General features: G+C 42.8%; 14 protein-coding genes. 10 read left to right on the top strand and 4 right to left on the bottom strand.

The window, feature by feature from the left end; all coding sequences use genetic code 11:
• Positions 1–155: 155 nt before the first annotated feature.
• Positions 156–1,382 (top strand): RsmB/NOP family class I SAM-dependent RNA methyltransferase, encoded by a 1,227-nt coding sequence (locus A7985_RS11895; protein ID WP_081310533.1) that lies wholly within the window; start codon positions 156–158, stop codon positions 1,380–1,382.
• Positions 1,383–1,492: 110 nt separating this feature from the next.
• Positions 1,493–1,744: a DUF2999 family protein gene (locus A7985_RS11890; protein ID WP_065790686.1), complete on the top strand. Its 252-nt coding sequence runs from the start codon at positions 1,493–1,495 to the stop codon at positions 1,742–1,744.
• Positions 1,745–1,836: 92 nt separating this feature from the next.
• Here A7985_RS11890 and A7985_RS11885 read toward each other — a convergent pair whose 3' ends face one another.
• The 3 genes from A7985_RS11885 to udk all read right to left on the bottom strand — a co-directional run bounded on the left by A7985_RS11885 (position 1,837) and on the right by udk (position 7,117).
• Positions 1,837–4,869 (bottom strand): TonB-dependent receptor plug domain-containing protein, encoded by a 3,033-nt coding sequence (locus A7985_RS11885; protein ID WP_065790685.1) that lies wholly within the window; start codon positions 4,867–4,869, stop codon positions 1,837–1,839.
• Between the two features lie 377 nt (positions 4,870–5,246).
• Positions 5,247–6,470, bottom strand: a complete 1,224-nt coding sequence (locus A7985_RS11880) for a NupC/NupG family nucleoside CNT transporter (RefSeq protein WP_063358628.1) — start codon at positions 6,468–6,470, stop codon at positions 5,247–5,249.
• 17 nt (positions 6,471–6,487) lie between these two features.
• Positions 6,488–7,117, bottom strand: a complete 630-nt coding sequence (gene udk / locus A7985_RS11875) for a uridine kinase (RefSeq protein ID WP_065790684.1) — start codon at positions 7,115–7,117, stop codon at positions 6,488–6,490.
• A gap of 311 nt (positions 7,118–7,428) precedes the next feature.
• Here udk and A7985_RS11870 point away from each other — a divergent pair, with 311 nt between their 5' ends.
• From A7985_RS11870 to A7985_RS11845, 6 genes are all read left to right on the top strand, one after another.
• Positions 7,429–8,643 carry a phosphopentomutase gene (locus A7985_RS11870; protein ID WP_065790683.1) on the top strand — a complete coding sequence of 405 codons (1,215 nt, stop codon included), beginning with the start codon at positions 7,429–7,431 and terminating at the stop codon, positions 8,641–8,643.
• A 17-nt stretch (positions 8,644–8,660) separates the two neighbouring features.
• Positions 8,661–9,362: a purine-nucleoside phosphorylase gene (gene deoD / locus A7985_RS11865; RefSeq protein WP_065790682.1), complete on the top strand. Its 702-nt coding sequence runs from the start codon at positions 8,661–8,663 to the stop codon at positions 9,360–9,362.
• Positions 9,363–9,813: 451 nt separating this feature from the next.
• Complete coding sequence (locus tag A7985_RS11860) at positions 9,814–10,824, top strand: hypothetical protein (protein ID WP_141685344.1); 1,011 nt, start codon at positions 9,814–9,816, stop codon at positions 10,822–10,824.
• Positions 10,825–10,878: 54 nt separating this feature from the next.
• Positions 10,879–11,619: a ferredoxin--NADP reductase gene (locus A7985_RS11855; protein ID WP_065790680.1), complete on the top strand. Its 741-nt coding sequence runs from the start codon at positions 10,879–10,881 to the stop codon at positions 11,617–11,619.
• Between the two features lie 84 nt (positions 11,620–11,703).
• Entirely contained in the window at positions 11,704–12,162 is a 459-nt protein-coding gene (locus A7985_RS11850) for a nuclear transport factor 2 family protein (RefSeq protein ID WP_065790679.1), read from the top strand.
• A gap of 257 nt (positions 12,163–12,419) precedes the next feature.
• Positions 12,420–13,088 (top strand): substrate-binding periplasmic protein, encoded by a 669-nt coding sequence (locus A7985_RS11845; protein WP_081310561.1) that lies wholly within the window; start codon positions 12,420–12,422, stop codon positions 13,086–13,088.
• A 52-nt stretch (positions 13,089–13,140) separates the two neighbouring features.
• On the opposite strand, the gene A7985_RS11840 is transcribed toward A7985_RS11845, so the two are convergent.
• Positions 13,141–13,332: a hypothetical protein gene (locus A7985_RS11840; protein WP_141685343.1), complete on the bottom strand. Its 192-nt coding sequence runs from the start codon at positions 13,330–13,332 to the stop codon at positions 13,141–13,143.
• 376 nt (positions 13,333–13,708) lie between these two features.
• Between A7985_RS11840 and A7985_RS11835 the strand changes: the two genes are divergently transcribed.
• Together A7985_RS11835 and A7985_RS11830 are read left to right on the top strand one after the other, a co-directional pair.
• Positions 13,709–16,264 (top strand): reprolysin-like metallopeptidase, encoded by a 2,556-nt coding sequence (locus A7985_RS11835; protein WP_065790676.1) that lies wholly within the window; start codon positions 13,709–13,711, stop codon positions 16,262–16,264.
• A complete protein-coding gene (locus A7985_RS11830) occupies positions 16,261–16,635 on the top strand; it encodes a hypothetical protein (RefSeq protein ID WP_065790675.1) in 375 nt (124 codons plus the stop codon). Before A7985_RS11835 ends, A7985_RS11830 begins: the two co-directional genes overlap by 4 nt.
• Positions 16,636–16,658: the final 23 nt, after the last annotated feature.

The raw sequence follows: 16,658 nt of genomic DNA, 5'->3' as shown, positions 1-16,658 counted from the left end.
ATTATTTCATCCATGCTAGGGAAGGAAGTGAATATGCTCAATGCTCAGGATGTAAATTTTTGTGATTTAATCCGGCCAAATGTATGGCATTAAGTGGAGTCAAATAATGAAAAGCGTTACAATCCGCGCCTTAAACTTGTAAAGAGAGAACGACCGTGACAATAACCCGCCAATTGCTAGATTGCTTGCATACTGCATTCTTACAGGCTGTAACTTTGGAGCAATACGCTGATAAAGTTATTCAACAACACTTGGCTGCCAACGGTGGTTGGACATTGGAACAAAGAGCATACTTTGTTACAACTCTATACAACTTGATCCGGTTCAGTCGCAAATTATGTTGGCTAACAGGACGCAAATCACGAGTGGATGCGATTGGCGACTGCACCATAGAAGATGTTTGGCATTTATGGGGAGCTTTGACATTTTTGCAAGAAGGTCAAGTGCCCGACTACCCTGAGTTAGAGACATTCTGCGCGTCAGATATCCAACAAGCGCTTGAAGATGCGCCGTTGGACATCCAACTAAGCATGCCGCGATGGCTGCATGAGAGAGCACAGCAAGAGTTAGAAAGTGAATGGCCAACGGTTGCCAAAGCGCTTAATCAAAGTGCGAGTAACTTTATTCGCGTGAATGGCTTAAAAGCCGACGCTGAATCGGTCGCAAAAGCGCTGTCAAAGCAAGGTATTAAAGCTATACCTGTTGGAGGAGTAACCGATGCGCTTGAAGTGAAGCAAATGGGATACTTGTTCCGTACTGATGCATTTCAATCGGGCCAGTTTGAAATGCAAGATGCGGGTTCTCAGCAGATAGTTCCGCTTCTTGAGTTAAAGCCCGGCATGAAGGTCGTAGATGCGTGTGCAGGGGCTGGTGGCAAGAGCTTACACATAGCTGCACTACTCAAAAATAAAGGTCGAGTATTATCCCTAGACATTCACGAGCACAAACTAGATACGTTGAAAAAGCGAGCTAAACGGGCGGGTGCACATGTTATTGAAACTCGACTTATTCAAAATAATAAGACTATTAAAAGGCAAAAAGAAAAGTTTGATAGGGTACTATTGGATGTTCCATGTTCGGGTACTGGTGTGCTACGTCGTAACCCCGATGCCAAGTGGCATCTAGAAGAGCAAAGCGTGAATGATTTAATCGCATTGCAGCAAGATATTTTGCAACGTTACAGCCAAATGTGTCGCGTTGGCGGAAAGCTAGTCTATGCGACTTGCTCTATACTACCGTCAGAGAACGAACAACAAGTGAAGCGCTTTGTAGATAACAATCCTAACTGGTCCGTTGAGCGTGAATTGCGCTTATTACCTGGTATTAGCTCTGAGTTCGATGGTTTTTACGGCGCGTTGTTAGTGAAAAATAGTGCTGAATAATTAATAGGTCTTGAAGTTAAAGTTTAAAGTCCCAATAACTAAGGCATCATACTTAGTTTATAGAGTTCAGTATTGTGTACTAACTCGGATCAAAATTGAAAGGTTTAATCATGAATCCAATTATTGCTTTGCTAAAAGAGCACAATATTTCCGACGAGCAAATAAAGGACGTTTTTCAGGCCCTGACAGAGAATCCATTAATGGCAATGGCAACTGTACAGCAGTTGGCGATTCCACCTGAAAAATTGCAGCAACTTATGGGGCTAGTGATGCAAAACCCCAGTTTAATCAAAGAAGCAGTTTCTGAATTAGGGTTAGATTACGCCAAAGTAGAAGAGGCGAAGGCGCAGTTAAACAAATAATGTAGCGCGAAGCCTAACCGATATTAGAAAAGTAGTATCTCAGACAATAAAGCCAGCTGTAAGCTGGCTTTATATTAGGTCACTTTAAGTGATTAAAAAGTATATTGGGCGCCAATAAAGGCAAATCGACCCAAGCCACCACCATAGGCACTGTTATAATTACCTGGTCCAAAGATGATAAATGGCCCTCGTTCGTCAAAGAGGTTTCTTACTCCTCCGTAAAGGCGTAATTCACTGTCATTACTCATAGGCATGGTGTAAGACATGCTTAGGCCATGTGTCGTTACTGAAGGGAGGTCGCCGCCCCAAAGTGATTCGGGGTTTGTGATACAGGTATCTGCTTGCTCGTTGCATCGCGCTTGGTTTTTAGCCATTGCTTTGAGCCAGCTTTCATAATCGTCCTTATCACGTTGAATAGCACCTTTATACTGTGTACTCCAACGAACACGCCAGCCATTTCTTCGCCATGTCAGTGACGCAGAGCCTTTGTCTTCAAAAATATCTCTATCTAAGAAGCCTTCTTCAAAGTCTTCAAACTGGCCATCTGGACCTGTCGACTTTATAGAATATTCAATAACATGGCCCCAATCTAATTTGAAGGTTAAATCCCCGTATTCACCGATGTTATAGTCGTACTGCAATGCAATGTCATAGCCTTTGGTACGTATTTCGTCAGTATTGATCAGGCGCTGTTGAACTTCTACAATTTGACCTTCTTCATCACGACGTATGTCATTACAAAACTCGTTGTTGCTACCATATGCAATTGTTGAGTTGTAACAGAAAGTAATGATGTCATCATTAGACAGTGCCGTGATAGCATCTTGTATTTGTATATCATAATAATCAATGGCAACTCTTAGGCCGGGAATAAACTCCGGTGCGAGAGATACGCCAAGTGTGTAAGTATCAGCTGTCTCCTCGTGCAACTCGGAATTACCCGTATTGGGAGAGTAGCTGTTATTTTCATCTTCAAACACACCTTCTGCGGCGATCGCTGATTGAATGCCAGACTCTTGACGACAATTATCATGACCAGGATTGTTTGACGTTGCCGTTACCCCATCACAGAAGTCACTGAAGGTATTATAATCCCCCCTTGGAGGTGACATTAGCTCAGTAATCGTCGGGGCACGCATTGCTCTTGCCCAGTTTGCCCTAACTGAATAACCCTCAATTGGCTCATAGATGAAACCAGCTTTATAGCTTTGGATTAAACCCGTTGTGGACCAACTATAATCTGCAATTCGAGCTGAAAATTCAGCACTTAAATGTTTTGCAAAAGGCGCATTATTCAATAGCGGTACCGATACTTCTGCAAATGCTTCATATACACTGACATCACCTGAGAAGTCAGGGACGTAGTTAAATGTGATCCCCCCTCTGGGCACATTGGTTGCAACACTTTGTTCGTCTTTTCTATATTCAAAACCGAATGCAGATGCAATAGGACCCGCTGGCAGTGTATACAAGTCCCCCGTAAGCACCGCAGCAAACGTCGTTTGTTTTATATCGGTGTTGATTTCAGCGTTAACCCTCAGATAGTCAGCGGCCTCCGGCGTGATTGACCCCTCGCCAAATAGGTTGAGAGGTACACACCCTGCTTCACGGGCTGCGGCATCTTTACAGCGAATAGTGCCATCGTCGAGTTTCTCAGCATCCAGCGCATATTTTGCGTGTGCTACGATAATTTCATTTGTACGGGTTTGTTTTTGAGTGAATTTTCCGTAACCGAGAGAAACATCCCACTCCCAATCTTCCCATACATAACCCCTTAACCCAGTCCAAGAGCGGATTGTGGTACGGTCATTGCTGTTGACGACATTACCAACCTCCTGAAAAAGTCGGTCCCATTTTACGCCGCGTTCACTAGCTTGGGCACGGATGGCTTCTGGCATATATGGGTTATCATATGGAATTCTACCCATACAATCTGAACCAAATTCACCATTTTGTGGGTCGTACGTGACGATAGGATCACATTCATCTTCACTTTCTGGAGATTTGAAGTTAGTGGAGTCATTTTGGCTCAGGTGAAATTGGAAATAAGCTTGTGTACCAGATTCAAATTCAAAATCGGTTTTGAGCGCTGCACTGAATGCCTTGTCAGGGACTTTAAGCATGGTAAACTGATTGAAGTGAATACCGTGCTTTTCTTCTTGCCAGTCGTCTCTTAACGTTGTGCCGTCATACCAAAAGCCTGCATTAGGTCTAAAGCTACTTGCTTCATCAAATACGCCACCGGGTATTGAGTCACTTAAAGAGCGCCAATCAGATTGCTTTATGTCCCGCATACACTGAAAAGCCGTTTTGTTCTCTTCATCATAAATCGCAGTGAGCATGGTGTTACACATGCGTTTGTCGTCGTAATCCCAGTAATCTTGTTGCTGTGCCCGGTCACGATCCCAGTATTCTAGTCCAAACTGCTCATCATATGAGGCACTCATAAATAGGTAGCCTTGGCCATCTGCATAGCTGGTACCAAAGTCCGCATCAAAGGTAAGTTCTCGGCCGCCGCCTTCTGTACTTTCGCCCGTTCTGACGTTAAATGAGGCACCTTCTTTGTCTTGTTGCGTAATAATGTTTACAACGCCTGAAATTGCATCAGAGCCGTAGGCTGCTGACGCACCACCTGTGATGATTTCAACTCTTTGAACCATGCCGGTCGGAATTGTTGAAAGGCTCACATAGTTACCTGAGTAGCTATTAGAAACGACACGGCGTCCATCGATTAATGTAAGCGTACGGTTTATTCCAAGTTCTCTTAGGTCGACGGTGGACAGCCCGGTGTTTTGGACACTACTTTGAGAGTTACTGTTGTTTGCACCTTCACTAATTTGTGGCATTTGGTCGACGAGGATTTCAGACAATGATCCCAACCCCGCGTCACTCAACGCATCTTTCGAGAGTGTTGCTATGGGAGTTGCTACTGAAAAGCTGTCTCGCTTAATGCGGGAGCCGGTTACAACAATACGTTCGGCTTTTTCGCTTTCTTCAGCTGTGGGTGCTTGTGATTTCGAGTCTTCAATTTGAGTGCGACTTATATCTTCGTTGGCAAATCCTGAACCACTTAGTACAGCGGCTACGGATATGGCAAGCAAACTGCGCTTGTTGCTTGGTGACACTTAACTTTCCTTAATAAGTTTTTTGATGTGGAGGCAATCAACTTGAGAGGGCCTTTTCCTTCCTCTTGTCTCTATTTCCTCCCTTTTGATTAATGCAATGATATTTGGTTGTGTATCAAATGTAAAATCAAATGGTGATATTGCTTGGTTGTTTCAAAAAGGTTGGTCCAGTTGGGTTTGGAGAAGGTGGTTATTATTGAAGGTAAATTGCTTATTAAGCAGTGTCATTAGTGAGGGGTTGAATATGTGAGTGATAGAAACGATAAAAGGGCCATATAGGCCCTTTGGTGAAGTATCGTTCAAGTTAGTATGGCTACCCTAACCCCTTAAGGTAACCAACCAATTGTTTTGCAAAAGCGGCATATCTCGTTAAGTTTCTAAGCTAGCGAGAGGAAAAAACCTGCTATTGCTGCGCTCATTAGGTTAGCCATTGACCCTGCTAAAACCGCCCTGAGCCCTAAGCGTGCGATATCCTTTCGACGACTAGGGGCCATACCGCCTAGTCCACCTAGTAAAATTGCAATCGATGACAGGTTAGCAAATCCACATAACGCAAATGTGACAATTGCTTGAGTATGAGGACTTAACCCATCTCGATAATTCATAAAGTCCAAGTAAGCAACGAATTCGTTGACTACTAATTTTTGACCGATAAAGCTACCAGCCGTTGTGGCTTCTGCCCATGGTACACCAATCATCCAAGCGACAGGTGCAAAGACATAACCCAAAATCTCTTGCAGCGTTAGCTCTGGGTGATTAAACCAGCTACCAATACCGCCTAACAAGCCATTCATCAGCGCGATTAGAGCGACAAACGCTAAAAGCATTGCACCTACATTCAGTGCTAAATGCATACCGCTTGATGCACCAGCTGCTGCTGCATCAATCACGTTTACAGGCTTGTCTTCGCCGCTATCTACTTCGGCTAAATTCTCTTTTGTCTTCTCTGTTTCTGGCACAATCATTTTTGCCATTAAGAAGCCACCAGGTGCCGCCATGAAGCTTGCAGCGATCAAATATTTCAGATCAACGCCAATTGCTACATAACCTGCCATCACAGAGCCTGCAACAGTGGCTAAGCCGCCCACCATGACCGCAAACAATTCTGATTGTGTCATTTTCGGAATAAACGGTTTCACTATCAAAGGCGCTTCTGTTTGACCAACGAATATATTCGCAGTCGCAGACAGAGACTCTGGTCGTGACGTTTTAAGTAGTTTTTGTAATCCACCACCTAAAATTTTAATTATCCATTCCATGATTCCCAGATGATATAGAACACCTACCAACGCTGAGAAAAATACAATTACAGGTAAAACCTGAATTGCAAATATAAATCCGATGGACTCTTGTGCAGCCAGAGGGCCAAATAAAAAGCTAATACCGTCATTGGCATAACCAATCACTGACGACACGGCTGATGACATCGCAGCCAGTGCGTTTTTACCCGCTTCTATAAATAATACAAAGCCGCCAATGACGACCTGCATAAGGAATGCGATTCCCACAGTTCTTTTATTAATTGCGCTGCGGTTCGTTGAAGCCGCGAAAGCAATACCTAGTAGCATCATCATGCCGACTAGGCTCATTATTGTTGTCATGCCAAAATGTTCCCGTTTTATTCTTGCAGCAAATATTTTATTTTACTTTTAATAATATCAATCGCAACGCGATTCATACCGCCACGGGTCACGACCAAGTCGGCATTGTGCTTCGATGGTTCGATAAACTGGTAAAACATCGGTCTTACCGTTGCCTGATATTGCTCTACGACAGAGGAGATACTTCTGCCTCTATGCTCGATATCACGCTGCATACGGCGTAGTAAACAAATATCAAGTGGGGTATCAATAAATACCTTTATATCAAATTCTTCTATTAATGCTGGGTCGCTTAACAGTAATATCCCTTCGACAATTAATATTTTTGCCGGGTATACCGTGCGTGTCTCACTACTGCGTGTATGTTGAGCATAATCATAAGTTGGAACTTGTACAGATTTACCCTTTCGCAATTGCTCAAGGTGCTCTTTCATCAACGCATGCTCAAACGCATCCGGATGGTCATAATTGGTTTGAGTTCGGTGCTCAAACGGCAAATGCGATTGATCTTTATAGTAAGCGTCTTCTTCTATAACGGCAATAGCTCCTGACTCAAGTTCATTTACTAATTCATTATATATTGTTTGACTAAAAAGAGACTTACCGGACGCAGAAGCGCCAGCTATGGCTATAATTGTTCGTGTCACTAAAGTTCACACCCAGCTATTGTTAACGTTGGAAGATCACAATAGCAAAAAAGACACGATTAATCTCTTTTGCCTCGCTTAAGGATCAAATTTAAATGTTTTAAGGTTCTCAAAACAGGACTTATGTCCTCTGGTATAACCAGATTTTTATTTTAGGTAAAATAGGTACAGTGATTATTATATTACTGTTTTGTGACAGCGGACTAATGTCCTGTACGATATATTTAGGTAGCAATAAAGTAACGTCCTCTGGGAGCTTAAATGCTTTATAAAAATAAAATATGGCCCAGACAAAAGATGAGAGGTGATATATGGCAAGAGCAATTATTTTAATGGCAGATAGCCTTGGTGTGGGTGCAGCGCCAGATGCAGATAAGTTTGGTGATGTAGGCGCCAATACACTTGCTCATCTTTTAAAAGCTTATAAAGAGGAAAAAGGTGAAGCGTTAGCAATCCCGAATCTTAGCAAGCTAGGCTTAATCGATGCGTGTGAAGCGGCAGGGGGGGAACCTTGCTTAGTTTCTGAACGTCAGCAGCCTAATGCGGCTTGGGGTTATGCCAAAGAGCTTTCGAGCGGAAAAGACACGCCTTCAGGTCATTGGGAAATGGCGGGTGTACCGGTGTTATTTGACTGGGGTTATTTTCCAAATACGCAACCTTGTTTCCCGCAAGAATTTATTGATGAGCTGTGTAAAAGAGCGGATATCCCTGGAATTTTAGGGAATTGTTATGGCTCCGGCACAGTAATTCTAGAACAGCTGGGTGAAGAGCATGTCAAAACAGGCAAGCCAATTTGTTACACCTCAGTTGATAGCGTCTTTCAAATAGCCGCTCATGAGCAATCATTTGGCCTTGAAAAGCTTTATCAAGTATGTGAAATCGCACGGGCACTGCTTGATGAAATGAACATAGGTAGAGTGATTGCGCGGCCGTTTATAGGCACTTCGAGTGCCGACTTTATTCGTACAGGAAATCGACGTGATTATTCTGTATTGCCACCAGCACCTACGGTGTTGGATAAGCTAGCTAATAGCGGTGGCGAAGTAATCAGCATTGGTAAGATTGCAGACATATATGCGCACCAAGGCATTACGCAAAAACACAAGGCTCCGGGCTTGATGAACTTGTTGAATAAAACCAGCGAAGTGATTGAATCTGCACCTGATAATAGCCTGATATTTACAAACCTTGTCGATTTTGACGAAAAGTTTGGTCATCGTCGTAATGCGGTAGGTTATGCGGAAGCGCTTGCCGAATTTGATGCATACTTGCCAACAATTTTGGCAAAGATGCAAGACGACGATATGCTGATTATTACTGCGGACCATGGTTGCGATCCAACAGCGCCTGGTACCGATCATACAAGAGAATATGTGCCAGTGTTGGCATACCGTAATGGAATGAACAATACTCCATTAGGTGAAAGAAATAGCTTCGCAGATATAGGTCAAACACTTGCCCAGTGGTTTAACCTTGAAGCGTTAGAATATGGTGACGGCTTTGCCGACAAGTTGGTTACAGCTTAAGTTAAAGGAAACATGTTATGAGTACTCCGCATATTAATGCAAACCCAGGTGATTTTGCTGAAACGGTATTGATGCCGGGTGATCCACTACGTGCAAAGTATATTGCTGAGAACTTTTTAGAAGATGCTCGACAAGTTACAGACGTTCGTAACATGTTTGGATTCACGGGAACATACAAAGGCAAGCCTGTAAGTATCATGGGCTCAGGCATGGGTATTCCATCAATGTCTATTTACGCTCGTGAGCTGATTGTAAGCTTTGGCGTTAAAAACTTAATTCGCATTGGTACGTGTGGTGGTATCAGCCAAGATACAAAAATTCGCGACGTGATTTTTGCACAAGGTGCAAGCACGGACTCTAACGTGAATAGAGCACGAGTGCGTGGTTACGACTATGCCGCTATTGCGGATTTTGGCTTGCTTGAAAGTGGCGTAAATGCTGCGCGTAAGCTTGGTATCGAAGCGAAAGTGGGTAACGTATTTACAACAGATACTTTCTATCAAGCAGATGGTGAGTTCTATAACGAACTAGATAAACTAGGCGTATTGGCTGTTGATATGGAAACAGCGGGTATGTACGGTGTTGCTGCTGAATACGGCGCAAAAGCAATGGCATTATTCACTGTAAGTGATCACGTCATCACTGGTGAGGCAACACCACCTGAAGAGCGTCAGAGCACGTTTAACGAAATGGTTAAAATCGCGCTTGAATCGATTTAAATTTTAAGCAGTACGAAAAGTGCTGTTAGAACAGTTCCTTGGTAACGTAATCGCAGAGTTTTGGAGACACGCCTAAAACAAAGCGAATCACACCCAAAAAGCCGCACATAGTGCGGCTTTTTTTTATTCTATGATCCGTCCTACATAGCATTGATATTTTTCAAATTTATTTTGGAAAGTGTAATGCAATCAATAGTTAATCGTACACCATCGACGTATGTTGTTTACTTTGAGTCCTGTATTGGATAATTACAATCTCACAGAGATGCCAGGTGCTCAGGCTATGATTGGGGGCATATTGCGAAGAAGTGGAGTAGGCAGCTTACTCAGCTTCACTTTTTGATTTGTGTAAAGTGAACGATTTTATTGCATAATTTAGTATTCTGGATTCGAGTTTTCCTTCAATGTACTATGTTTTAAATAGTTGTTTAACATAAAGAGTAAGATGGGCATGATTCTAAAAGTCTGGATGAATACCATGGCTGTGATAACGATGCTGAGTCAGAGTCCCACTGCGCATGCCAATAAGTCTATCGCAGAGAATATTAAGTATCTTGCACGCAATCAGCCTTATGAGGCGATAAAAGAATATGAAAAAATCGCGTCGAAATTGTTAACTCAAGATAGCCCAGAAACAATATTGATATATAAAGATGTACTCATTTCAGCAAGTAGTACGCAAAATATGAAACTCATTGAGCAGATGGTAGACCTACTTTCAGCACCGAGGCTTGAGCCTTATATTACACCCTACTTATTCGTCGTTACCAATGCTATTGGGGTCGCATACCGAAGAAATGGCCAGCTAGATGATGCGATTGCTACATATAAGTGTACTTTTAAGTATGCCTTCAATGATATTGATAAAATGACTGTAAAAGTCAATTTGGCCATCGCCTATCGCATGATGCAACAACCTGCAATTAGTTTTCAGCTTTTACAAAGTATTGATGAAGCCATTCTCAATGGTAACCGAAAAGCTGGGTTGTTAGTGGTGAAAGGAAATACAGCAGTGGTGCTGGGCAAGGCGGGTGATGCAGTCAGGTATTTCAGTGAAGCGCGTAATTATTATTTAAAGGTTCAGCACAAAAGAAGTGCCGCAAGGGTGACGGTTAATTTACTGGGGGCTGCGCTTATTTCGAGAAAGTTAGATATCTTTGACCACTATCGCAGTAAACTCGTTAAGTTGCCTGATGATTACTTGCCTGAGAGTGATTTAGAGTATTTGGCGTGGCTAGATTTAATGCACCAAAGTGTCATTAAAAACAGTATGACAGCTGACATCATAAGTTACACGATCCAACATGTACCAAAACTGATCGAGTATGGCTATACAGAGCATGTTGCGCAGCTGCTTGAGAGTCTTGAAGCGGGAGATTTGGTCCCTAAAATAGCGGAAGTTGCTCCGCCTGAAATTAAAATAAAAAACGAGTTGGGAAGTGCTTGGTGTCAAGATCTTTGACAACCTTTGATTCTATGCCATTGTTTTAGTATATGCATTTTTTATGGTGCGACTATGTCGAGTTGGGTGGAAGGAAAAGTTGTTGAAGTGAATTGGTGGACACCGAGTTTATTTAGCCTCAAAGTCGCCGCGGATATTGAGCCTTTTAGCGCCGGACAATTTACAAAATTAGGGCTTGAGATCGATAATAGAAAAGTTGCTAGGGCATATTCTTTCGTTAATGCACCAGCAGATCCACTATTGGAGTTTTTTTTAATTGAAGTGGAGAAGGGCGCACTTTCAAGTCAACTCGCGCAGCTAGTAGAGGGAGACAGTGTCTGGGTTAATACAAAGCCGAGTGGCTTTTTCGTGCTCAACGAAGTGCCAAAGGCAAATACACTCTGGATGCTGTCGACTGGTACGGCTATCGGCCCTTTTTTATCAATCCTAGCTGATGGCAAGTTATGGCGTGACTACGATCGCGTTGTGTTAGTCCACGGTGTAAGGCGCAACACGGATCTATGTTATCAAGACCAGATCAAAGCGACAGAAAAGTTATTCCCCCAGTTCACGTATGTCCAGCTTGTAAGCCGAGAAACACCTGAAAATGGTCTACATGGGCGCGTGACCGATGTGTTGAACAATGGAAAGTTACTGTCCTACTGCAATATAGAACAATTTACCAAAGACCATCATTTTATGCTGTGTGGTAATCCAGATATGGTGAAAGATACAACAGCAATGTTGCAAGAAATGGGGTTTAAGAAGCATCGAAGGGCGGAGTCTGGGCATATCACAGTAGAACAATATTGGTAACACCGACTTAAGCATACATTGCTTACTATATAAAAGTGCTGAAACTTGTTATAATTTCGCCGAATGTACCAAAATGGGGGAATTATGAGGTACTTATTGTCAACTATCTTGCTACTTGTTTCTTGTATCACTACTGCAAATCCTGCTTTTGAAGGGACTGCGAGTCAGTATAATTTGCAAAAGTCGGATGAAGAAAAAGCAGCTGAAACCGTAGTAGACGCATTAATTTCGGCCTACAACCGACAAGATATTAGAAAGTTTATCTCTTTGTACGACGAAAATGTTGAGTTTTATATTTACCCACAAACACTCATGTTCAAAGGCAAGAAGCAGTTAATTAAGCGCTATGGTCTTATGTTTGAGAAAATGCATTGCTTAAAAGCGACATCTATTAAACGGATCACGAATGGCAACATTGTTATTGACCATGAGACATCTGAGATCTGTTCTGAAAAGCCAGATGTAGTAGATAAACGATCTGAGTTTGTAACTAGCTACCAGATTGAAAATGGTAAGATTCATAAAGTGGTATTTTTTCGCTAATGTAACAGAGAAGACTCAGTAACTACAGGATCTCGTGTAAGAAAGTGCAAGGATGATAACGCATACTGCTTTTACATTTTTGTACTTTTATTTTTAACGATTCACGCACAACGTCTATTCTAATATCTATAGAACCATTGAGTTTAACTCGGGTGTAGTGTGAAGCGTAAATATTTGGAGGTCTAAACGTGTTTAGTGCACTGGCACGGTTAGTTATATTGTGTTGCTGTTTGATTGTTAGTTGGCTCAGCGCATCAATGCCAAAGCTTCAAGTTGTCACAGAAGAGTGGGTGCCCTACAACTATGCAAATGAAGATGGCGTGATTGTCGGGCGTGCAACCAAAAAAGTGAGGGAGGTTTTGGACGCGGCGGGCGTTGAATACGACATCAATCTCTATCCTTGGGCGAGATCTATGAAGCTCGCGAAAACACAGCCCAATACCATGATCTATTCCATATATAGAAACGCCGATCGCGAAAAGCTTTTTGAATGGGCATGCCCATTGATGCGGCCAGTGCGTCAATACTTGTTCAAATTAAAGAGTCGCACAGACATACAAGTCAACTCCATCGAAGATGCAAAAAATTATGTCATTTCTGTCGTACGCGGTAGCGTTGTTCATGAGTTTCTCGTAAACCAAGGATTTGAAGCAGGAGTGAACTTAGATATCACTGCAGACCCCAGCGCTTCGCAAAAAAAGCTTGTCGCTGGGCGTATCGACTTCTTACTAACGACGGAATACACCATGTACGAACGTTTGAAATTAATGGGCGTTGACTACAGTCAAGTTGATCCGGTTATTGAAGTGCGTAATTCGTCTGACAGACGCGCTTGTATGGCATTTAACCTAGATACGGATAAAACATTGATTAACAGAGTTAAACGAGCGCTCGCAGAGCATAATAAAATGTTCGTGGGGCCTTAGGTCATCATTAATACTACTTGAATATTAATGATGCGCTAGGTCGCTAATTAACTCACCAAGGTTTAACGTTACTACGATTGCGTTTGGGTTTGTCAACGAGGTATTTGTCAAAAAGGCGCTTGCCATTTTCGTACTCAACTGGCGAAGCTTTGGTACCGGGGTTTAATATGAAAGCAAATATTGCCATCAGTATGGTGTATAAAAACTCCCCTTCTATCAAATAGATTAGTGATAACGTTGTCATAGCTATACAACTTATCCATCGTATTAAAAATATCATTGCGTTTCCCTTTGCAAAGTTAATGTCCTGCACTCTAGAGTCTTTGCTTGATGGTTTCAAGAGGTCTGATGAGTTTTTGTACGTAATTACAACTTGTTACAGGCTTAACTTACACTCAATGTAAGAAATATCTCACAAGTATGCATTGTCCAAATATATTTGGCATTGTGTATTGTCGACAGTGTGTACCTATCCAATTTGATTGAACACTTCTGGCATACAAGGGTTTTGATGCGTATGTATTCTTTATGGCGGGGTTATAAAAAATAAACTATTTTCAGGCAATTGGTCTTAATATGACTATGCTGTAATAATCGAGAGCGGATAATTGGTGACTGTCATGATAAAGTCTGTTGCTGTTTTTGTCGTGTTTTGTACGGTTGTATTTTCAGCCCAAAGTGAAGAAGCTTTGTGGTCATTTCAACATCATAAATCAGCGCAAATAAGTCATTCAAGTAGCCTTCGCGCTCAATTAAATACTGAGCGCCTTGTACAGCAGTTGTCCTCTCAAACTATATTTATTGAAATTCCAAATCCCCAAGGCACATTGCAGCGTTTTAAATTGACGGCATATTCGGTGATGCCAAGTGCACTGCAAAGCCGCTTTCCCAGCATCAAAACATATTTGGGTGAGCAAGTAGATGACGCTGGTGTGAAAGGCGTTTTTGATTACTCTCCAAATGGCTTTTTCGGGGTGTATGAGCGAGCAGGGCGCACAATATATATTGACCCACTTACCGACACTGGCGAAGCTAACCAATATCAAGTGTACTATAAAAATGCGCTTACTAGGCCTCTAAATGAGCGCGAGCATATTTTCCATAAACCTATAAAACACGAGGCCTTGCAAGCGCATAGAGGCGTTATCTCGAGTATTACACCTAGCTTTTCAACCCCCTTCACGGATGACATTAAATATCGATTAGCTATCACAACAACTGGTGAGTACGGCCAGTTTCATGGTGGGACCAAAACAAGCGTGATGGCTGCTTTGGTGACATTAGTAAATAGAATTAACCAGGTTTACTTACGTGATTTGTCCATCTCATTTGAATTGGTAGCCAATAATGATGACCTCATTTTTTTAAACCCGGATACAGATCCATTCGTAAATGACGATACCGATATAGATGATCTGAGTACGGTTATTGATGGTGCCATTGGCGCTGAAGCCTATGATATTGGACACCTCGTAGGCACGGGTGGTGGTGGCTTAGCTGGATTCGGTGTGGCGTGCAGTAGCGCAAAAGCTGAAGGAGTAACAGGGAACCCGCAGCCGATAAATGATGCTTTTTACATTGACTATGTAGCGCACGAAATTGGCCATCAATTAGGTGCGGATCACACTTATAATGGATTGGCCGGTGCTTGTGCTGGAAATCGTGTAGACGCTTCTGCGTTTGAGCCGGGTAGTGGCTCTACAATCATGGCTTATACTGGGATCTGTGAATCACAAAACTTACAGACTAACTCTGATCCCTATTTTCATGTGCACTCGCTTGAGCAAATGGCTGCTTTCACGCGCCAAACAGGAGGAAGTACTTGTGGCACTCGCACTGCAAAAACAAACCAAGCGCCTGTAGTGAATGCCGGGCCCGATTACACAATTCCAGCGAGAACACCGTTCACTCTCCAAGGCATTGCGACCGACAATGACGGTGACGCACTGACTTTTAGTTGGCAACAAAGTGATTTAGGCAGCGCAACAAGTGGTGCGCAAGACGATGCCACTGACAATGGCAGTGGGCCATTATTTAGGGTATTTAACCCCATAGAGAATGGTGAAAGAACATTTCCTAAGTTATCAGATATCTTATCAGGACAAACAAGCTACGGTGAAGCCTTGCCGACAACCACTCGTACACTCTCTTTTAAGCTGCTCGTTCGAGATGGCGCGGGTAACATTGCAGATGATTTGGCAGTGATCAATGTGGTCGGTAATCAACAAGGCTTTTCAGTGATTGAACCGAGTGTAGATACACCGTGGACGCTAGGAGAGCAATTGGTAACGTGGAATACTGCAGGCACTCAAAATGCGCCGATCTCTTGCCAGCAAGTCGATATCTTACTTTCTTTAGATGGAGGCGCGTCATTTCCGACGATAATTGCAGATAATGTTCCCAATGATGGAGAGCAGAGTGTTACATTGGCACAATTGGTCAGTTCATCTCAGGGAAAGGTGAAAATTGAGTGCGCAGACAACATATTCTTTGCGGTGAGTGATGGTTTAATATCACTGAGTGGTTCGAGTGAACCCATTGCACCAGAGATCACAGCGCAACAGACACTGGCAATTCCAGAAGATAACAGCATTGTACTAGCAATAGACAACTTCAAGTATACGGGTGGCTTGAATGCCGAAATGCTCACGATTCAAAACGGCGAAAACTACACATTCACTGGGCTTGAAATTCGTCCAGATGCGAACTTTAATGGTGTCTTGTCAGTACCATTGACCGCAACGCGTGGTGAACTAACCAGTGGGCTCTTTAATGCACAAATAACTGTTACGGCAGTGAACGATGCCCCACAAGCAACCAATGACTCTTTCAACATTGCACAGAACAGTGGGAACAATTTATTAAATGTTCTTGCCAATGACAGTGATGTTGATGGAGATACGTTGGCATTGGGAAGTATTAGCTATCAGGGAAATGGCAATGTGTTCGTATCTAACAACCAGATCTCTTATTCACCCGCGCAGAATTTTATTGGCTCTGAGCTGCTAACATATGTGGTCCGCGACACAAATGGTGCTGAATCTACAGCACAGGTGACTATATCGGTTTCAATACCACAGTCAAACTCTGACGGGTCGTCCGGCGGGTTTTCATACCTGTTGAGCCTCCTTATGCTTCTTTGTATGTTTGAGCACAGAGGAAGGAGAAGAATATGAGAGTTTTGCCATTACTGTGGTTATGGATGATAAGTGGGTGCGCAACAGAGCAGCAAAATCAAGCGCTTGAGCGTCCTAACATGGAACAACAAAAAGTAATTGATGAAGTCGATACGGCTGTACAGCAAGCGATCAAGCGCCAAGACTATCGATTGTACTTAACGCAGGGCAGACGCCCTGTTTTACCAGGTTTGGAGCAGACTTCCATCGAATCTATCAAGGGAGTTTGTGGAACCAAATACTTATCTGAATCAGGAGACGTGATTAGAGGAGAAGACGCAAAGCGAGACCGTATTGCCCGATATAATTTTGCGAAAGCTTATAACTTGCGAATGTTTAAACACTGCAAAAAAATGCATAGCGGAGACTGATGGCAGGGGTTCAGTGTCAATCG

The organism is Pseudoalteromonas luteoviolacea, from assembly GCF_001696455.1.
Taxonomy (GTDB): Bacteria; Pseudomonadota; Gammaproteobacteria; order Enterobacterales; family Alteromonadaceae; genus Pseudoalteromonas; species Pseudoalteromonas luteoviolacea_C.
This window is presented reverse-complemented; position numbering and strand designations above follow the sequence as displayed.

Excerpts from the sequence above, each read along its gene's own strand:
- A7985_RS11850 (WP_065790679.1), top strand. The coding sequence starts at position 11,704 with ATGAGGTACTTATTGTCAACTATCTTGCTACTTGTTTCTTGTATCACT.
- A7985_RS11840 (WP_141685343.1), bottom strand. The coding sequence starts at position 13,332 with ATGACAACGTTATCACTAATCTATTTGATAGAAGGGGAGTTTTTATAC.
- A7985_RS11830 (WP_065790675.1), top strand. The coding sequence starts at position 16,261 with ATGAGAGTTTTGCCATTACTGTGGTTATGGATGATAAGTGGGTGCGCA.
- A7985_RS11890 (WP_065790686.1), top strand. The coding sequence starts at position 1,493 with ATGAATCCAATTATTGCTTTGCTAAAAGAGCACAATATTTCCGACGAG.
- A7985_RS11845 (WP_081310561.1), top strand. The coding sequence starts at position 12,420 with ATGCCAAAGCTTCAAGTTGTCACAGAAGAGTGGGTGCCCTACAACTAT.
- A7985_RS11835 (WP_065790676.1), top strand. The coding sequence starts at position 13,709 with ATGATAAAGTCTGTTGCTGTTTTTGTCGTGTTTTGTACGGTTGTATTT.
- deoD (WP_065790682.1), top strand. The coding sequence starts at position 8,661 with ATGAGTACTCCGCATATTAATGCAAACCCAGGTGATTTTGCTGAAACG.
- A7985_RS11880 (WP_063358628.1), bottom strand. The coding sequence starts at position 6,470 with ATGACAACAATAATGAGCCTAGTCGGCATGATGATGCTACTAGGTATT.
- A7985_RS11860 (WP_141685344.1), top strand. The coding sequence starts at position 9,814 with ATGATTCTAAAAGTCTGGATGAATACCATGGCTGTGATAACGATGCTG.
- A7985_RS11855 (WP_065790680.1), top strand. The coding sequence starts at position 10,879 with ATGTCGAGTTGGGTGGAAGGAAAAGTTGTTGAAGTGAATTGGTGGACA.
- A7985_RS11870 (WP_065790683.1), top strand. The coding sequence starts at position 7,429 with ATGGCAAGAGCAATTATTTTAATGGCAGATAGCCTTGGTGTGGGTGCA.